Source organism: Allokutzneria multivorans, from assembly GCF_039537405.1.
Taxonomy (GTDB): Bacteria; Actinomycetota; Actinomycetes; order Mycobacteriales; family Pseudonocardiaceae; genus Allokutzneria; species Allokutzneria multivorans.
The window spans coordinates 84,489-104,512 of record NZ_BAABAL010000013.1 but is presented as its reverse complement, the minus strand read 5'-3'; the positions used below and the strand labels follow the sequence as shown (position 1 = coordinate 104,512).

At 69.9% G+C, this 20,024-nt stretch carries 4 protein-coding genes; all 4 read left to right on the top strand.

All coding sequences use genetic code 11. The features are described from left to right. Positions 1-8: 8 nt before the first annotated feature. The 4 genes from ABD798_RS18775 to ABD798_RS18760 all read left to right on the top strand — a co-directional run bounded on the left by ABD798_RS18775 (position 9) and on the right by ABD798_RS18760 (position 19,972). A complete protein-coding gene (locus tag ABD798_RS18775) occupies positions 9-15,773 on the top strand; it encodes a type I polyketide synthase (RefSeq protein WP_344876524.1) in 15,765 nt (5,254 codons plus the stop codon). A 9-nt stretch (positions 15,774-15,782) separates the two neighbouring features. Then, the gene (ccrA, locus tag ABD798_RS18770) at positions 15,783-17,030 is read left to right on the top strand and encodes a crotonyl-CoA carboxylase/reductase (protein ID WP_344876522.1); all 1,248 of its coding nucleotides are present in this window, start codon (positions 15,783-15,785) and stop codon (positions 17,028-17,030) included. A 32-nt stretch (positions 17,031-17,062) separates the two neighbouring features. After that, positions 17,063-18,253 (top strand): cytochrome P450, encoded by a 1,191-nt coding sequence (locus tag ABD798_RS18765; RefSeq protein WP_344876520.1) that lies wholly within the window; start codon positions 17,063-17,065, stop codon positions 18,251-18,253. Positions 18,254-18,382: 129 nt separating this feature from the next. Then, positions 18,383-19,972 (top strand): GMC oxidoreductase, encoded by a 1,590-nt coding sequence (locus ABD798_RS18760; protein WP_344876640.1) that lies wholly within the window; start codon positions 18,383-18,385, stop codon positions 19,970-19,972. The last annotated feature ends 52 nt before the right edge of the window (positions 19,973-20,024 follow it).

Genomic DNA, 20,024 nt, shown 5'->3' with positions numbered 1-20,024 from the left:
TGGCGTGGATGAGCAGCAACGAGGAACGGCTCCTTGAGTACCTGAAGCGCGTGACCGCGGACCTGCGCCAGGCCCGCGGCAGGCTGAAGGAGGTCGAGGAGAAGGACCAGGAGCCCATCGCCGTCGTGGGGATGGGCTGCCGGTACCCCGGTGGGGTCCGCTCCCCGGAGGACCTCTGGCGGCTCGTCGCCGACGGCACGGACGCGATCGGCGAGTTCCCCGGTGACCGGGGTTGGGACGAAGACCTCTACCACCCCGACCCCGGCACCCCCGGCAAGTGCTACACCCGGCACGGCGGATTCCTCTACGACGCGGGGGAGTTCGATCCCGGATTCTTCGGGATCTCCCCGCGTGAAGCCATTTCGATGGACCCCCAGCAGCGGCTGCTCCTGGAGACCACGTGGGAAACCGTTGAGCGAGCAGGGATCGACCCGGTTTCCTTGCGCGGCAGCCGAACCGGCGTCTTCGTCGGCTCCGGCTACCAGGACTACGCCACCCAGGCGCTGAGCATGGCCACGGACTCCGACGGCTACCTCGGGACAGGGAACTCGGCCAGCGTGCTCTCGGGCAGGCTGGCCTACACGTTTGGTCTGGAAGGTCCCACGGTCACCGTCGACACCGCCTGCTCGTCGTCGCTGGTGGCGCTTCACCTCGCGTCGCAGGCATTGCGGCAGCACGAGTGCACGATGGCGCTCGCCGGTGGCGTGATGGTCATGGCGACCTCCACGGCCTTCGCGGAGTTCGCGCGCCAGCGCGGGCTCGCAGCCGACGGCCGCTGCAAGGCTTTCGCGGACGCGGCCGACGGCACCGGTTGGTCCGAGGGCGTCGGAATGCTTGTGCTGGAGCGGCTTTCCGACGCGCAGCGCAACGGTCACAACGTCCTCGCGGTCATCCGCTCCACCGCGATCAACTCCGACGGCGCCTCGAACGGCCTGACTGCGCCGAACGGTCCCTCGCAGCAGCGCGTCATCAAGCAGGCCCTCACCAACGCCGGTCTTTCGCCCGCTCAGGTCGACGCGGTGGAGGGCCACGGCACCGGCACGGTCCTCGGCGACCCCATCGAGGCTCAGGCGCTCATCGCCACCTACGGCCAGGACCGCCCGTCCGACCGGCCGTTGTGGCTGGGCTCGCTGAAGTCCAACATCGGCCACGCGCAGGCCGCTGCGGGCGTCGGCGGCGTGATCAAGATGATCATGGCTATCCGGAACGGAGTTCTACCGCGAACTCTGCACGTCGACCAGCCTTCGTCCCATGTGGACTGGTCTGCCGGAGCCGTACGGCTGCTCACCGAGGCACAGCCGTGGCCGGTGGTGGACCGCCCGCGCCGCGCTGGCGTTTCTTCTTTTGGTGTCTCCGGCACCAATGCGCATGTGATCGTGGAGGGCTACACGTGCGATGCTGTTTCCGCGCGTGTGGGCCGACCGGGTGCGGGTGTCCCGCAAGACACTGTGGAGCAGGCGCCTGCCGTTGTTTCAGAGTCGGTCGACGCTCTCGAACCGGCGTTGCTGCCGTGGGTGCTGTCCGGTCACACCGATGCCGCGCTCCGCGCTCAGGCCGCGCGGCTTCTGTCCTTTGTGGACACTCATTCTTCCGGTGACGTCGGGTTCTCCCTGGCGACGACGCGCTCTGCCCTCGATGCGCGCGCCGTGGTCATCGGTTCCAATCGGGACGAGCTGCTCGCTGGACTGCGTGCGCTGGCCGACGGGTCGACGGCTCCTCGGGTCGTGGCGGGCCACCGTACCGGCGGTCGCGTGGGGTTCGTCTTCTCCGGCCAAGGCTCGCAGCGCCTCGGTATGGGGCGGGAGCTGTTCGAGGCGTTCCCGGTGTTCGCGGAGGCCTGGACGGAGGCCGTCAACTACTTGACGGCGGACGTCAAGTCACCCGATCTGGACCAGACCGGCATCGCGCAGCCCGCGTTGTTCGCGCTTGAAGTGGCGTTGTTCCGGCTCGTGGAGTCCTGGGGTGTGCGGCCGGACGTCGTCGCCGGGCATTCCATCGGCGAGATCGCCGCCGCGCACATTGCGGGTGCGCTGTCGCTGGAGGACGCGGCGGCCCTGGTCAACGCGCGCGCTCGGCTGATGCAGGCGCTGCCCACGGGCGGCGCGATGGTCGCGATCCAGGCGACCGAAGAGGAAATGACTCCCCACCTGTCCAGCGAGGTGGGGATCGCGGCGGTCAACGGCCCGACGTCCGTGGTGATCTCGGGAACTGAGGACGCCGTCACCAGGGCCGCGGCGATCTTCTCGGAGCAGGGCCGGAAGACGTCGCGGCTCAAGGTGTCGCACGCGTTCCACTCGCCGCTCATGGAACCGATGCTCGCCGAGTTCGCCGAAGCCCTTGCCGGACTGGAGTTCCACGCTCCGAAGATCCCCATCGTCTCGACGCTGACCGGCTCGCTCGTTGAGAGCTACGACGCGGACTACTGGGTGCGCCACGTGCGCGAAGCCGTGCGCTTCGCCGACGGAGTGCGCACGCTGCACGCCGAGGAGGTGAGCACGTTCGTCGAGATCGGCCCCGGCGGCGTGCTCTCCGCGATGGTGCAGGGCTGCCTCGATGACGTGGTCGCAGTGCCGATGCTGCGCGCGGATCGTGGCGAGGCCGAGGCAGCGGTCACCGCGCTCGCGAGCCTCCACACGCACGGCGTGCACGTCGACTGGAGCGCGTTCTTCCCGGGTGCCAAGCAGATCGACCTGCCGACGTATGCCTTCCAGCGCGAGCGCTACTGGCTCGACATCCCCGTGCAGGCGGGCGATGCGTCCGGGCTCGGCTTGGCTTCGGCGAACCACCCGCTGTTGAGCGCCGCCGTCGCGTTGCCCGGAGCCGGGCACGTCCTCACCGGCCGCGTGTCGCTGCGCACCCATCCCTGGCTCGCTGATCACGCGATGAACGGCCGAGTGCTCGTGCCCGGCGCGGCGCTCGTTGAGATGGCCGTTCGTGCTGGTGACGAGGTTGGGTGCGGCGCCGTCGAAGAACTCACGCTCGCTGAGCCGATGGCGTTGCCGGAGCGCGGCGCGCGCCAGCTCCGCCTGACGGTGAGCGAGGCTGATGAGTCCGGCCACCGTGACATCACCATTCACTCCCGCGCCGAGGACGCCGCCACCGACGAGCCGTGGTCGCTGCACGCCGTGGGTTCACTCGCGCCCACCGCCGCTGACCCCGGCTTCGATCTGTCGGAGTGGCCGCCGGCGGGGGCTGAAGCGGTTGACCTGGAAGGTTTTTACGAGCGCCTGACCAGTTCCGGTTATGGCTACGGGCCGGTGTTCAAGGGGCTGAGCGCGGCCTACCGTGTCGGCTCCGACGTGTATGCCGAGGTCCGCCTGCCCGAAGTCGCTGGCAAGGACGCCGCGGTGTTCGGCCTGCACCCGGCTTTGCTGGATGCCGTGCTGCACGGGCTTTCCCTGCTTCCTGAGGCCACTGTGGACGGTCCCGCGCAGGTGCCGTTCTCGTGGAGTCAGGTCGCGCTGCACGCCTCGGGCGCCACGGCGGTGCGCGCGCGGCTGACCACGGCTGGCCAGGACGCCGTGACGTTGGAGCTGGCCGACGAGACCGGAGCGCCGGTCGCGCGCATTGAGTCGCTGGCCATGCGCACGCTCAGCCTTGACGACCGGCGGCTAACCGAATCGCTGTACCGGATCGACTGGGTGCCCGTCGAGCCCGGCGTTACGGCGTCCGACGACTTCGTGATCGCGGAGATCGCTCCACTGTCCACCGAGGACTCCGCGACGGGAATCCGCAAGCGCGTCAACCACGCGCTGACCCTCGCGCAGGGTTGGCTCGACGACGCGGACAGCGGGCAGCTCGTGTTCCTGACTCGCGGCGCGATCAATGTCGACGTGCCGGATCTCGCGGGCGCGGCGGTGTGGGGCCTGATCCGCTCCGCACAGGCCGAGAATCCCGGCCGGTTCGTACTGCTCGACTCCGATGTGTCCGACCGTGCGGCGGTCGCTGAGGCGTTGTCGACCGGTGAGGACCAGATCGTTTTCCGTGAGGGCAAGGCACTCTTGCCTCGCCTGGCCCGCGCTTCCGGTGGTGCCAGCCTGATCCCTCCGCCCGGCTCACGGCCGTGGTGCCTCACCAGTGGTGGTTCGGCGCTCGACGCGCTCACGCTTTCGCCCGCGCCGCACGCGGAACGTCTGCTTGGTGCCGGTGAAGTTCGTGTTGAGGTGCGCGCGGCAGGGTTGAACTTCCGCGATGTGATGATCGCGCTGGGCATGTACCCCGAGCCCGGGCAGATGGGCCTCGAAGGCGCCGGTGTCGTCGTCGAGGTCGGGGAGGGCGTCACCGACCTGAACGTCGGCGATGCGGTGCTGGGCTTGTTCCACGGCTCGTTCGGGCCGGTGGCCACGGCCGACCGCCGCATGATCGCCGTGAAGCCGGAGCACTGGACCTTCGAGCAGGCCGCCGCCGCACCGATCGTCTACCTGACCGCTTACTACAGCTTGATCGACCTCGCGGGGCTCCAGTCCGGCGAGCGCGTGCTCATCCACGCCGCCGCCGGTGGAGTCGGCATCGCCGCCGTTCAGCTGGCCAAGCACCTCGGCGCGGAGGTCTTCGCGACCGCCAGCACCGGCAAGCACGACACCGTGCGCGGCCTCGGCGTTGCCGACGATCACATCGCCAACTCGCGGACCCTGGACTTCGAGCAGGAGTTCCTGGACGTCACTTCCGGCGCTGGTGTCGACGTGGTGCTGGACTCGCTCGCGCGCGAGTTCGTGGACGCGTCGCTGCGCCTGCTGCCGCGCGGTGGGCGTTTCGTGGAGATGGGCAAGACCGACATCCGCTCCGCTTCGACAGTTGCTTCCGACCACCCCGGGGTCGCCTACCAGGCGTTCGACCTGATGGAGGCCGGTCCGGAGCGCATCGGCGAGATGTTGGCCGAGGTGCTGGCGCTGTTCGAACGCGGCGTCCTGACCTCGCCGCCAGTGTCCACTTGGGACGTTCGCCGGGCGCCCGAGGCGTTCCGGCATCTGTCGCGCGCCAAGCACGTCGGCAAGGTCGTTCTGACCATGCCGAAGCAGCTCGACCGCGAGGGCGCCGTTCTGGTCACCGGCGGCACCGGTGGGCTCGGCCAGCTCGTCGCCAAGCAGCTCGTCGAGCGCGGCGTCCGCAAACTGCTCCTGACCAGCCGTCGCGGCCTTGATGCGCCGGGAGCCGCTTCGTTGAGGGACGAGCTGGCCGAGCTCGGCGCGGACGTGACGATCGTGGCGTGCGATGTGTCCGATCGTGACGCGCTCGCGGCGCTGATCGCGCGACACCCGCTGACCGGAGTCGTGCACACGGCCGGTGTTCTGGACGACGGAGTGCTCACCGCGCTGACGCCGGAGCGCGTCGACACCGTGCTTCAGCCCAAGGTCGACGCGGCGCTGCACCTGGACGAACTCGTTGGCGATGTCGCGATGTTCGTGCTGTTCTCCTCCGCTTCGGGCATCTTCGGCACTCCGGGCCAGGGCAACTACGCCGCCGCGAACAGCGCGCTGGACGCGCTCGCGGCTCGTCGCCGAGCTAGGGGACTGACGGCGCACTCGTTGGCGTGGGGTGTCTGGGCGAACGGTATGGCGTCCACTGTGGACTCCAGTCGGAGCCGGGGCGGATTCGTTCCACTGTCCAATGAGGACGGTGTCGAACTGTTCGACCTCGCGGCGACGGTGGACGACGCCGTGCTGGTCCCGATGATGCTGGACTTCGGTGACCTGCGGCAGGCGCCGACCGTGCCGCCGCTGTTGCGCGGGCTCGTGCGCGGGGCCGCCCGTCGAGCCGCGAAGTCTGCCGCAGCGCAGGGTTCTGGGCTTGCACAGCGCCTGGCCGCGCTGCCGGAGTCTGACCGTTCAGCCCTTGTGCTGGACGTGGTGCGCACTGAGACGGCGGCCGTGCTGGGTCACAGCAGTGCGGACGCGGTGTCGGCCGGGCAGGCGTTCAAGGACATGGGTTTCGACTCGCTCACCGCCGTTGAGCTGCGGAACCGCTTGCAGGCAGCCACATCCGTACGGCTGCCCGCCACGCTGGTCTTCGACTACCCGAACGCGACCGCGCTCGCCAAGTTCTTGGTGTCGGAGCTTCTTGGCGCGGTGACCGAGGTGACCGCGCAGGCCGCGGTCGCGGTGGACGAGCCGATCGCGATCGTCGGTATGAGTTGCCGCTACCCGGGTGGTATCCGGTCCCCGGAGGACCTGTGGCAGCTCGTGATCTCCGGTGGTGACGGGGTTTCCGGCTTCCCGGAGGACCGGGGTTGGGACGTTGACGGGCTCTTCGATCCCGACTCCTCGCGCAAGGGCACGAGCTACACCCGCGAGGGCGGCTTCCTGAGCGACGCGGCGCAGTTCGACCCGGCGTTCTTCGGGATCTCGCCGCGCGAAGCCCTCGCGATGGACCCGCAGCAGCGGTTGCTGCTGGAGGGCACGTGGGAGGCCTTCGAGCGGGCGGGGATCGACCCCGGCTCGGTGCGGGGGAGCCGGACCGGCGTGTTCGTCGGCATGGCCTACCTCGGCTACGGAGCTGGCGTTCAGGACGCGCCCGAGGATGTTGGCGGACACCTGCTGACCGGTAGCGCGGCGAGCGTGGTTTCCGGCCGTGTGGCTTACACCTTCGGGCTCGAAGGCCCCGCGATCACCGTTGACACGGCGTGCTCGTCGTCGCTGGTGGCGCTGCACATGGCGATCCAGTCGCTGCGCGGCGGCGAGTGCGACATGGCGCTGGCCGGTGGTGTGGCGGTCATGGCGAGCCCCGGCATGTTCGTGGAGTTCAGCCGTCAGCGCGGGCTCGCCGTCGACGGCCGCTGCAAGTCCTTCGCGGAGGGCGCGGACGGCACCGGTTGGGGCGAAGGCGTCGGCCTGCTGCTCGTCGAGCGGCTCTCCGACGCCGAGCGCCGTGGGCACAACGTGCTCGCCGTCGTGCGCGGCTCGGCGATCAACTCCGATGGCGCGTCGAACGGCCTGACCGCGCCGAACGGTCCCTCGCAGCAGAGGGTGATCCGTCAGGCGCTCGCGAGCGCGGGGCTGCGACCCGACCAGGTCCACGCCGTGGAGGCGCACGGCACCGGGACTCGGCTCGGCGATCCCATTGAGGCGCAAGCACTTCTGGCCACGTACGGGCAGGATCGCGATGAGCCGCTGCTGTTGGGTTCGCTGAAGTCCAACATCGGGCACACGCAGTCCGCCGCCGGCGTCGGCGGTGTGATCAAGATGGTGATGGCGCTTCGGCACGGTGTTCTTCCGCCGACGCTGCACGTGGACGCCCCGACCTCGCAGGTCGACTGGTCCGGGGGCAACGTTCGCCTGGTGACCGAGGCCGTGGACTGGCCCTCGACCGGCGAGCCCCGGCGCGCGGCGGTGTCGTCCTTCGGCATCAGCGGCACCAACGCGCACACGATTCTGGAGGGCTACACGTGCGTTGCGGCTGGGGTTGAGCCTGGTGACGCGGTGGTGCCGTGGGTGCTGTCGGGCAAGTCCGACGCTGCGGTGCGGGCACAGGCTTCGCGCTTGCTGTCCTTTGTGGACTCCCAGCACCCCGTGGACGTGGCGTTCTCGCTGGCCACCGCGCGTGCGGCGCTCGACTACCGCGCGGCCGTCGTGGGCCAGGACCGGGAGGAGCTGCTCGCCGGGCTGCGCGGGGTGGTCGCGGGCTCCGAGCCGATCCTGCGCGCCGGGAGCGGGAAGACGGCGTTCGTGTTCTCGGGTCAGGGCTCGCAGCGTGTGGGCATGGGTCAGGAGTTGTTCGCGGCCTACCCGGTGTTCGCGGAGGCCTTTACGGAGGTCGTCAAGTACTTGACGGTGGACGTCAAGTCGCCCGATCTGGATCAGACCGGCATCGCGCAGCCCGCGCTGTTCGCTCTGGAAGTGGCTCTGTTCCGGTTGTTGGAGTCGTGGGGCGTGCGGCCGGACGTTGTGGCTGGTCATTCCATTGGCGAGATCGCGGCTGCGCACGTTGCCGGGGTGTTGTCGCTGGAGGATGCGGCGGCTCTCGTTAACGCGCGGGCTCGGTTGATGCAGGCGTTGCCTACCGGTGGCGCGATGGTGGCGGTGCAGGCGTCCGAGGACGAGGTTCTGCCGCTGCTCACCGACGGGGTGGGGATCGCGGCGATCAATGGGCCGACCTCGATCGTCCTGTCTGGCGTTGAAGAGGCTGTGCTGGCGGTGGTCGCGCAGTTCGCGGACCGCAAGTCCTCGCGACTCAAGGTGTCGCACGCGTTCCACTCGCCCTTGATGGAGCCGATGCTGGAGGAGTTCGCCGCCGCTCTGGAGGGGATCACCTTCCACGAGCCTCAGATTCCGGTTGTGTCGACGTTGACCGGGTCTGTGGTGGAACGCTATTCCGTCGGGTACTGGGTTCGGCACGTGCGCGAGGCGGTGCGTTTCGCCGACGGCGTGCAGGCCATGCGTGACCAGGGCGCGACGCGGTTCGTCGAGGTCGGGCCGGGTGGCGTGCTGAGCGCCATGGTGCAGGGCGTGCTGGATGACACCGTGGCCGTGCCGGTACTGCGTTCCGACCGCGCCGAGCCGCAGGCGATCATGACGGCGCTCGGCCAGCTCCACGGTCACGGCGTGGCGGTGGACTGGAAGACCGTCCTCACCGGTGGGCGCACGATCGATCTGCCGACCTACGCCTTCCAGCACGAGCGGTTCTGGCTCTCCCCGAGCGCCCCTGCCGTCGACGCGGTGGACGCGGAATTCTGGGACGTCGTCGAGCGCGAGGACCTGGAGTCGCTCGCCACGAGCCTGGACGTGCCCGCCGAGCAGCTGAGGGCGGTCCTGCCGGGCCTGGCCGAGTGGCGCAGGCAGCGGCACGGACAGTCCGAAGCGGACACCTGGACCTACCGCGAGACCTGGAAGCAGCTGACCACCCTCGTCTCCGGCGGACTCAGTGGGAACTGGCTGCTCGCGGTCGCCGAGGACGACGAGCGCTCCGCCCTGCTGGCACGGGAACTCGGTCTCACGACGATCCGCGTCACCACGCGGGAAGACCTCGCGCCGAAGCTGACTGGCACCATCGACGGCGTCCTTGCGCTGGTAGGTACCGTGGGCGCGCTGGCCCTCACCCAAGCCCTGGGCGACGCCGGAGTTGAAGCGCCGCTGTGGTGCGCGACGACCGGCGCGGTTGCGGTGGACAGCGTCGACCAGGTGCGCAACCCCGAGCAGACGCAGCTGTGGGGCTTCGGTCGCACGGCCGCGCTGGAGCACCCCGCGCGGTGGGGCGGCCTGGTCGACCTGCCCGACGTCGTCGATGCCCGCATCGCGCAGCGGCTGGGCGAAGTGCTCGGACAGTCCACAGAGGACCAGATCGCGATCCGCGCGTCGGGGATCTTCGCGCGCAGGCTCGCCCACGCGCCGGCGAGAAGGGCTACGCGCGAGTGGACTCCGCGTGGCACCGTCCTGATCACTGGTGGCACGGGCGCCCTTGGTGGACATGTCGCGAAGTGGCTGGCGAGCGCGGGCGCTGAGCACCTGATCTTGACCAGCCGTCGTGGACCCGACGCGCCCGGTGCACCGGAGCTCAAGGCAGAGCTGGAGAACCTCGGCGCGCGCGTCACCATCGCGGCCTGCGACGTGGCCGACCGCGACGCCGTGCGAGCCCTGCTTGACGAGCACGATGTGAACGCCGTGGTGCACACGGCGGGTGTCGCGGACTCCGGTTTGCTGGCCGAGACGAGCACCGCCGCGTTCACCAACGCGTTGTCCGCGAAGGTCAACGGCGCGGTGCACCTGGACGAGCTGTTGGGAGACAAGGAACTCGACGCGTTCGTACTGTTCTCCTCGATCGCCGGAGTCTGGGGCAGCGGTGGGCAGGCCGCGTACGCGGCGGGCAACGCGTTCTTGGACGGGCTCGCGAGGCAGCGGCGCGCACGTGGGCTGACGGCGACCGCCATCGCGTGGGGGCCGTGGGCCGACGGCGGCATGGTCGCTGACGGCGACGACGAAGAACGCCTGCGCCGCAGGGGTTTGACGGCCATGCCAGCCGCGGCGGCGATCACCGCCCTGCGCCGGGCGCTCGACCGCGACGAGACCGCGGTGACCGTGGCGGAGGTGGACTGGGAGCGGTTCATCGGCCCGTTCACGCTCAGCCGCCCGAGCCCGCTGCTCGGCGATCTGCCGGAGGTGCGCGCGGCCCTGACCGCCGACGCCCCGGCCGGGCTCGGCGCGGGCGCTTCGGCGCTGGTCGGACGCCTCGCCGGGCTCTCGGAGGACGACCAGGCCGCCGTCCTGGTCGACCTCGTCCGCGCGCACGCCGCCTCGGTGCTCGGGCACACCGGGGTCGGCGCGGTCGAAGCCGGACTGCCGTTCAAGGAACTCGGGTTCGACTCGCTGACCGCCGTCGAGCTGCGCAACCGGATCAACGCCGAGACCGGGCTCGCGCTGCCGCCGACGCTTGTGTTCGATCACCCGACCGCGACCGACCTCGCGGCCCACCTGCGTGCCGAACTGACCGGTGCCGGGGCGGTCCAGGAAGCCGTGGTCTCGTCGGTGATCACTGACGACGAGCCGATCGCGATCGTCGGCATGGCCTGCCGCTACCCCGGCGGAGTCCGTTCGCCGGAGGAGCTGTGGGAGCTGGTCCGCTCCGGCGCCGACGCGATCTCGGAGTTCCCCGGCAACCGCGGCTGGGACCTGGAAGGGCTCTACCACCCCGATCCCGAGCACAGCGGCACCACGTACACCACGCAGGGCGGCTTCCTGCACGACGCGCCGGAGTTCGACTCGGCGTTCTTCGGGATCAGTCCGCGCGAGGCCATCGCGATGGACCCGCAGCAGCGGCTGCTCCTGGAGACCGCGTGGGAGACCTTCGAGCGCGCTGGTGTGAAGCCGGATTCCGTGCGCGGCAGTGAGACCGGCGTCTTCGTCGGCAACGGCTACCAGGACTACGTGGGCCGCCCGATCACCGTCCCCGAGGGCGTTGAGGGCTACCTGCCGACCGGCAACACCGCGAGCGTGCTCTCCGGCCGGATCTCCTACACCTTCGGCCTGCAAGGACCGTCGGTCACCGTCGACACCGCGTGCTCGGCGTCGCTGGTGGCGATTCACCTTGCCGCACAAGCACTGCGCAAGGGTGAGTGCGACCTGGCGCTGGCGGGTGGCGTGATGGTCATGTCCAGTCCGTCCGCGTTCACCACCTCCAGCAAGCAACGCGCGCTCGCGGTCGACGGCCGCTGCAAGGCCTTCGCTGACTCAGCGGACGGCACCGGCTTCGCCGAGGGCGTGGGCATGATCCTCGTCGAGCGCCTCTCCGATGCTCGCCGCAACGGCCATCAGGTGCTCGCGATCGTGCGGAGCAGCGCGGTCAACTCCGACGGCGCGTCGAACGGCTTGACCGCACCGAGCGGAGCCGCGCAGCGCCGGGTCATCCGCCAGGCGCTGGCCAATGGCGGCCTCGCACCGTCCGAAGTGGACGCTGTCGAAGCGCACGGTACGGGCACTCAGCTCGGTGACCCCATTGAGGCGCAAGCACTTCTCGCCACCTACGGGCGGGATCGCGAACAGCCACTGCACATCGGCAGCCTCAAGTCCAACATCGGTCACACGCAGGGCGCGGCGGGCGTCGGCGGTGTGATCAAGATGGTCATGGCGATCCGCAACGGTGTGCTGCCGAAGACTTTGCACGTGGACGAGCCTTCGACCAGCGTCGATTGGTCTGCGGGCAACGTGCGCGTGCTGACCGAGGCCGTGGAGTGGCCGGAGGTGGACCGTCCGCGCCGCGCCGGTGTCTCCTCGTTCGGCATGAGCGGCACCAATGCGCACGTGATCATCGAGGGCTACACGGGCGATGTTGTTCCCGCACGTGTGGACCGACCGGAGCAGAACGTTGCCTGGCTGGTGTCCGGCAAGTCGACGGGGGCGCTCAGCGCTCAGGCTCGCCGCATTCTGTCCTTTGTGGACGCGAATCCTGAGATCGACATCGCGGACTTCGGGTTCTCCCTGGCCACCAAGCGGACCGCGTTCGACAACCGCGCGGTCGTGGTCGGCAAGACCCGCGATGAGCTGCTGAGCGGGATCGCGGCTTTGGGTGAGAAGACCCCGGCTGGCAACCTCGTGCAGGGCTTCGCGTCCTCGCCGGGCAAGGTCGCGTTCGTCTTCCCCGGTCACGGGTCTCAGTGGGCGGAGATGGCCAAGGAGTTGCTGGAGACCTCGCCGGTCTTCGCCGCGAAGGCCCACGCCTGCGCCGAAGCCTTCGAGGCCTACGTGGACTGGTCGGTGCTCGACGTGCTGCGCGCGGAGCCCGGTGCGCCGGACCTGGACCGCGTGGACATCGCTCAGCCGGTGCTGTTCACGGTGATGGTGTCGCTGGCCGAGCTGTGGCGGTCGCTCGGCGTGACGCCCGCCGCCGTGATCGGTCACTCGCAGGGCGAGGTCGCCGCCGCGCACGTCGCCGGGGCGCTGAGCCTGGAGGACGCGGCGCGGATCGTGGCGCTGCGCATCAGGTCGCTGATGAAACTGGTGGGCAAGGGCGCCATGCTCGCGGTCGCTTCTCCGGCCGATGAGATCGCCAGGCGGCTGGAACGGTTCGGCGACCAGCTCTCCGTCGCCGCCCTCAACGGGCCTGCGGCCCTCACGGTATCCGGTTCCCCTGAGGCCGTGGACGAGCTGCTCAGCGAGCTGAAGGCGGATGGGTTCCGGGCCCGCAAGGTACGCGGTGCCAACGGCGCCGGGCACTCCGCGCAGATCGAGGTGTTGCGCGAGGAGCTGCTGGAGGCGCTGGCCCCGGTCAAGCCGCTCGCCTCGGACATCCCGTTCTACTCCACGGTGACCGGCGACCGGATCGACACGACGGAGCTGGACGCCCAGTACTGGTACCGCAACGCCCGCGAGAGCGTGCTGTTCGAGCCGACCGTGCGCAAGCTGCTGGAGGACGGCTACGGCGCGTTCGTCGAGTCCAGCTCGCACCCGCTGCTGGTCAGCGCCGTGCAGGAGATCGCGGACGACGCCGGGACCACCGTGATCGTCGGGGGCTCGCTGCGCCGCGACGAGGGCGGACTCCGCCGGTTCCTGTTGTCGGCGGCCGATCTGCACGTCAACGGCGTGCGCGTGGACTGGGCGGCGGTCACGCCCGGAGCAGCTGCGGTTGACCTGCCGACCTACCCCTTCCAACGCCAGCGCTACTGGCTGGAGAACGCCGCGCCCGTGGAGACCGACCCCGCGTCGGCGGAGTTCTGGAACCTCGTCGAAGGGCAGGACCTCCAGGGCTTGGCGTCAGTGATGGGCGCGGAAGAAGGCGTGATCGAGCCCGTCCTGCCGTTGCTCTCCGCCTGGCGCGGGCAGAGCCGTCAGAAGTCCACAATGGACGATTGGCGCTACCGCATCGCCTGGCGGCCGGTGCCCGAGGACGACCTGGCCGTGATCACCGAGCCGGTGCTCGTCGTCCTCCCCGCCGGGGCGGACCAGGACTGGGTCGTTCCGAACATGACCACCGTCGAGCTGCCCGTCACAGCAGACCGGAAGGAAGCTGCCGCGAAGCTCGCCGACGCGCTCGGTGAGCAGCAGCCCGCACGGGTGCTGTCGCTGCTGGGCTTTGCCGAAGGGCAGCACCCCGAGCACTCCACACTGTCGGCGGGGCTGGCGTTGTCGCTGGTGTTGGTGCAGGCACTGGGCGATCTCGACGTGAGCGCGCCGCTGTGGTGCGCGACGCGGGGCGCGGTGTCGATCGGTCGCTCCGACGCAGTGCTCAACCCGACGCAGACGCAGCTGTGGGGCTTCGGGCGGGTAGCCGCACTGGAGCACTCCGCGCGCTGGGGCGGACTTGTCGACCTGCCGGCCGTCCCGGACGAGCGCGTGATGCGGCGCCTCGCGCAGGTGCTCGGACAGTCCACAGAGGACCAACTCGCGGTCCGCGAGTCCGGGATCTTCGCGCGCCGCATGGTCCGCGCGGGAACCACGGCAACCAGCGAGTGGACGCCGCGCGGCACGGTGCTGGTCACCGGTGGCACGGGCGGTGTCGGCAGGCACCTCGCGACCTGGCTGGCTGGCGCCGGGGCTGAGCACCTCGTGCTGACGAGCCGCCGTGGACTTGACGCCCCAGGAGCAAGAGAACTCAAGGTGGACCTGGAAAAGACCGGCGTCAAGGTCACGATCGCCGCGTGCGACATCGCCGACAAGCTCGCCCTGGCGAAGCTGCTCGCGGAGAACCCGGTCACGGCCGTGCTGCACGCGGCGGGCACCGCAAGGTCGTCGTTGCTGTCGCAGGCCGACTTCGCGGAGTTCGCCGAAGCCGCCGCGTCGAAGGTCACGGGCGCGATCAACCTCGACGACCTGTTGGGGGACACCGAACTCGACGCCTTCGTGCTCTTCGCCTCCGGAGCCGGAGTGTGGGGCAGCGGTGGTCAGGCCTCCTACGCCGCGGCCAACGCGTTCCTCGACGGGCTGGCGCAATGGCGCCGGGCGCGCGGCCGGACCGCCACCTCGATCGCTTGGGGTGGTTGGGACGGCGGCGGCATGGTCGACGACGCGGTCCGCGAACGCGGCGAGAAGCGCGGGCTCAAAGCGATGGCCCCGGAGCTCGCGATCAAGGCGCTGCGCCAAGCCGTCGAGCACGGCGAGACCGCGCTGACCGTGGCCCCGATCGACTGGACGCGCTTCCACCCGGCGTTCACCGTGGGCCGCCCGAGCCCGCTGCTCTCCGAACTGACGGAGGTCCGCGAGCTGGCGACGCAGGAAGAAGCTCCCGCAGGGGAAGCGACGATCACCAGCGAGCTGGCCGGGCTCTCACCGGAAGAGCAGGAACAGCGGCTGCTGGACCTGGTCCGCGCACAGAGCGCCGTCGTGCTGGGCTATGCCTCCACCGAGGACGTCCAAGCCGCACAACCGTTCCTGGAGCTGGGCTTCGACTCGCTGACCGCGATCGACCTGCGCAAGCGGCTCTCCACGGCGATCGGCGTCAACCTGCCCGCCGGGCTCGCGTTCGACCACCCGACACCCGCCAAGCTCGCCGCGCACCTGCGCTCGCTGCTCGGGGAAAGCACGCCGGAGCGCCCGACCGACCTGCTCGTGCAGCTCTACCAGCGGGCGACGGAACGCGGGGAAGTCATGGCCGCCATGGGCATGCTCATGCAGGCCGCCGCGTTCAGGGAGACCTTCGACGAGCCGTCGAAGCTCGACGTGCGCCCGGAACCCGTGCGGTTCTCGCAGGGCGACGGGGACGCGCTGATCTGCTTCACGCCGTACGTGGTCCCGGCCGGGGCGCACCAGTACGCGAGGTTCGCCGCCACCTTCCGGGGCGAGCGGGACGTGTGGGCGTTGCCGCACCCCGGCTTCGGCGAAGGAGAACTTCTTCCGTCCACAATGGACGCTCTGCTGAGGCTGCACGCCGAGACCGTGCTGGAGTGCGCAGGGGACAAGCCGATCGTGCTGCTGGGCTACTCCTCCGGCGGCTGGATCGCCCACGGCGTCGCCGCGCACCTGGAGGACATGGGCGTCAAGCCGCGCGCCGTGATCATGGTGGACAGCTTCTCCCGCAAGGCCCCCGTGAACCTCACCGTGCTGGGCGCGATGGCCAACGAGCAGGCGGTCCGCCTGGAGTTCATGACGGCGGGCGGCGAACAGCTCACCGCGATGGGCGGCTACGAGCGCCTGCTGCAGGAGTGGGAGGTGCCGGAGATCCAGGCGCCGACGCTGCTGGTGCGCGCGGGCGAGGCCACGCTGCGCGACTGCGCGGAGGGCGACGGCAGGGCCGCACCGCCCGAGCACGTCCTGGAAACCGTTGAGGTGCCAGGGAACCACTACACGATGTTGGAAGACCACGCGGGCACCACCGCTGAGGCGGTCCAGACCTGGCTCACCCCGCACACCACCTAGGAGAAGGCCATGACGAAGTCGCTCTACGAGCTCGGCGAGGTGCCCCCGCTCGGCGAGGTGCCCGAGACCATGTACGCGTCGGTGATCCGCCAGGACCGCTTCGGGCCGCCGAAGCAGGCCTTCCGCACGGAGGTCATCCCCACCCCGGCGGTCGGCAGGGGCCAGGTCCTGGTCTACGTGATGGCCGCGGGGATCAACTACAACAACGTGTGGGCCGCGCTGGGCATGCCGATCGACGTGATCAAGATGCGGCAGGCCGCCGGGCAGACCGAGGACTTCCACGTCGGCGGCTCCGAGGCCTCCGGCGTGGTGTGGGCGGTCGGCGACGGCGTGAAGAACGTCTCCGTCGGTGATCACGTCGTGGTGTCCGGCGGCCAGTGGGACGAGACCGCCGAGGACATCCGGCTCGGCACCGACTACATCGTCTCGGCCGGGGCCACCGCGTGGGGCTACGAGAGCAACTACGGCTCCTTCGCCCAGTTCTGCCGCGTGGACGACTACCAGTGCCACCCCAAGCCCAAGGACCTGACGTGGGAGGAGGCGGCCTGCTTCATGCTCACCGGGCCGACCGCCTACCGGCAGCTCCTGGGCTGGGAGGGCAACACCGTCAAGCCCGGCGACCCCGTGCTGATCTGGGGCGGAGCGGGCGGCCTTGGCTCGATGGCCGTGCAGCTGGTGAAGATCTTCGGCGGCCTGCCCATCGCGGTGGTCTCCGACGAGGAGCGCGCCGAGTACTGCCGCTCCCTGGGCGCGGTCGGCACGATCAACCGCCGCGACTTCGACCACTGGGGCCGGCTGCCCGACACCACCGACGCCGCCGGGATGAAGAAGTTCCTGACCGGAGCGCGCGGGATCGGCAAGAAGATCTGGGAGATCCTGGGCGAGCGCAGGTCTCCGGCGATCGTGCTGGAGCACAGCGGCCAGGACACCCTGCCGACCTCGATGTACCTGTGCGACAACGGCGGCATGGTCGTCATCTGCGGCGGCACCTCCGGCTACAACGGCGACGTCGACCTGCGCCACCTGTGGATGCGCTCCAAGCGGCTCCAGGGTTCGCACGGCGCCAACACCCAGCAGTTCCGCGAGGTCGTGAGCCTCGTCGGCACCGGCCTGCTCGACCCGTGCCTTTCGGCGTGCGGGGAGTTCGAGGAGATCGGCAACCTGCACCAGATGATGCGCGACAACGTGCACCCGGCGGGCAACATGTCCGCGCTGGTCAACGCCACGCGAAGAGGGCTCTCCGACCTCTCCGGCTGACCACACCGCATCCCGTTCGAAAGGCGGACACCGTGTCCGAGACCGTCATCGCCGTCCCCAGGACCCGCACGTGCCCGTTCTCCCCGCCGCCCGGCCTGGCCGAGGTCCGCGACCGCGCGCCGGTCACCAGGGCCACCTTCCCCAGCGGGGACGAGGCGTGGTTGATCACCGGGCACGCCGAGGTGCGCGCCGCCATGCGCGATCCGCGCTTCAGCGTGAAGGTGCCGCGAGCCCTGCACACCAAGGACGGTGTGGTCACGGCGAAGCCCGGCCGGGGGAGCCTGCTGTGGCAGGACGCCCCCGACCACACCGCCGACCGCAAGCTGCTGGCCAAGGAGTTCACCGTGCGGCGCATGCAGGCGCTGCGGCCGAACATCCAGCGCATCGTCGACGAGCACCTGGACGAGATGGAGCGGCTCGGCCCACCCGCCGATCTGGTCAGCTCCTTCGCCGTCCCGGTGCCGTCGATGGTGATCTCCGACCTGTTCGGCGTCCCTGTCGAGCAGCGGCCGGAGTTCCAGGAGATCGCCGAAGCGGTGATGGGTGTCAACCCCGACCCCGAGGTGGCGCAGGCGGCCGGGATGCGGCTCGGCGGGATGCTGTTCCAGATGGTGCAGGAGCGCAGGGCCAACCCGGGCGACGACCTGATCTCCGCGCTGATCGGCACCGATGACCCGGAGGGCGTCATCGACGACATGTTCCTGATCACCGCGGCGGGCACCCTGCTGATCGCCGCGCACGACACCACGGCCTGCATGATCGGCCTCGGCTCGGCGCTGCTGCTCAACCGTCAGGACCAGTTCTCCCTGCTGCGCAACGATCCTTCACTGGTCAGCACGGCCGTGGAGGAGATGCTGCGTTTCCTCACGATCGGCCAGTACGGGGGCGAGCGGCTCGCGACCGAGGACGTGGAGATCGGCGGTGTGCTCATCCGCGCGGGTGAGCAGGTCGTCGTGCACGCCCTCGCGGCCGACTTCGACCCGGCGCTCGTCGTCGACCCCGACACCTTCGACATCACCAGGCGCCCCTCGGCGCACCTGGCATTCGGCTTCGGTCCGCACCAGTGCATCGGCCAGCAACTGGCCCGCATCGAGCTCCAGATCGTCTTCGAGACCCTGGTGCGCCGTTTCCCGGAACTGCGCCTGGCCGTTCCCGTTGAAGAGCTGTCCTTCCGTGACGAGATGGTTTTTTACGGGGTGCACAAGCTTCCGGTCACTTGGTGACCTGGAAAGAGTGGGGGAAACACTAAAAGAACGTGGATAGCGTGAATCTCACGTTGTCCGGGTAGGTGTGGTGGCCAGGAGGATTCCTTGTCGAGGAATGTTGACTTCAACCGTCGTCGCTTCTTGGGAATGGCCGCGTTGGGAGCCGCCGCAGCCGCCGGAGCGACGACGGTCTCCCTGGCCCCCTCGGCGGGCGCGCAGCCGAGGGGAAGTCGCTCGTTCGTGCCCGCCGTGGTGATCGGCACCGGCTACGGCGCCGCGGTGTCGGCCCTGCGCCTCGGCGAGGCCGGTGTCACCACGGTGATGCTGGAAATGGGCAGGCTGTGGGACAAGCCGGGCCCGGACGGCAAGGTCTTCTGCAAGGTCACCAACCCGGACAGCCGCTCGACCTGGTTCAAGAAGCGCACCGAGGCGCCGCTGGGCAGCTTCCTGTGGCTGGACGTGGTCAACAAGGACGTCGAGCCCAACGCCGGCGTCCTCGACAAGGTCAACCTCGGCGACATGTCGGTCTACGTCGGGCGCGGTGTCGGCGGCGGTTCCCTGGTGAACGGCGGAATGGCGGTGACACCCAGACGCGACTTCCTCCAGGAGGCGCTGCCGCAGGTCGACATGAACGAGATGTACGACCGTTATTTCCCGCGTGCGAATGCGGGACTGGGCGTCAGCACCATTCCGTCCGATTTCTTCGAGAGCACCGAGTGGTACCAGTACTCGCGGGTGTCGCGAGCGGCGGCGGAGAAAGCCGGGCTCGGCACGGTGTTCATCCCGAACGTTTACGACTTCGCGCACATGCGCAAGGAGGCCGAGGGCACCGCGCCGAAGTCCGCGCTCGACGGCGAGGTGATGTACGGCAACAACCACGGCAAGCGCAGCCTCGACCGCAGCTACCTCGCGGCGGCGCTGGGCACCGGCAAGGTGACCATCGAGTCGCTGCACCACGTGAAGGCGCTGCGCCAGGAGTCCGACGGCACCTACGTCCTGACCGTCCACCAGACGGACGGGCTCGGGAACGTGCTGGCGCGCAAGGAGATCGCCTGCAAGCACCTGTTCCTCGGCGCGGGCAGCCTCGGCACCACCGAGATCCTGTTGCGCGCCAGGGAGACCGGGGCGCTGCCCGCGCTCAGCGCCGACGTCGGCGGCGGCTGGGGGCCCAACGGCAACGTGATGACCGCCCGCGCCAACCACCTCTGGAACGCCACCGGAGCCAAACAGTCCACCATCCCGGTGATGGCCATCGACGACCGGAACAACCCGGTCCACCCGGTGCTCGCCGAGATCGCGCCGATGCCCGCGGGGATCGAGACCTGGGTCAGCCTCTACCTGGCGCTGGCCAAGACACCCGAGCGCGGCACGTTCACCTTCGACAGGGTCACCGACAAGCTCGGGCTGACCTGGACGAAGGCGCACAGCGAGCCCGCCGTCGCGGCCGTGCGGTCGCTGTTCGACCGGATCAACAAGGCCAACTTCACCGACTACCGCTACGACCTCTTCGGCTCCGGGCTGAACAACTTCGCCGCGAACTTCTGCTACCACCCGCTCGGCGGCTGCGTGCTCGGCAAGGCCACCGACCTCTACGGCCGCGTCAAGGGCTACCAGAACCTCTACGTCACGGACGGATCGCTGATCCCGGGCGCGCTCGGGGCCAACCCCTTCGTGACGATCACGGCGCTGGCCGAGCGCAACGTCGAGCGCGTCATCGCGCAGGACATCAGGGCCTGACGCCCAGCCCCTCTGGCCGGAGGTCCCCACCACTCAGCAAGCCGCCTGGCAC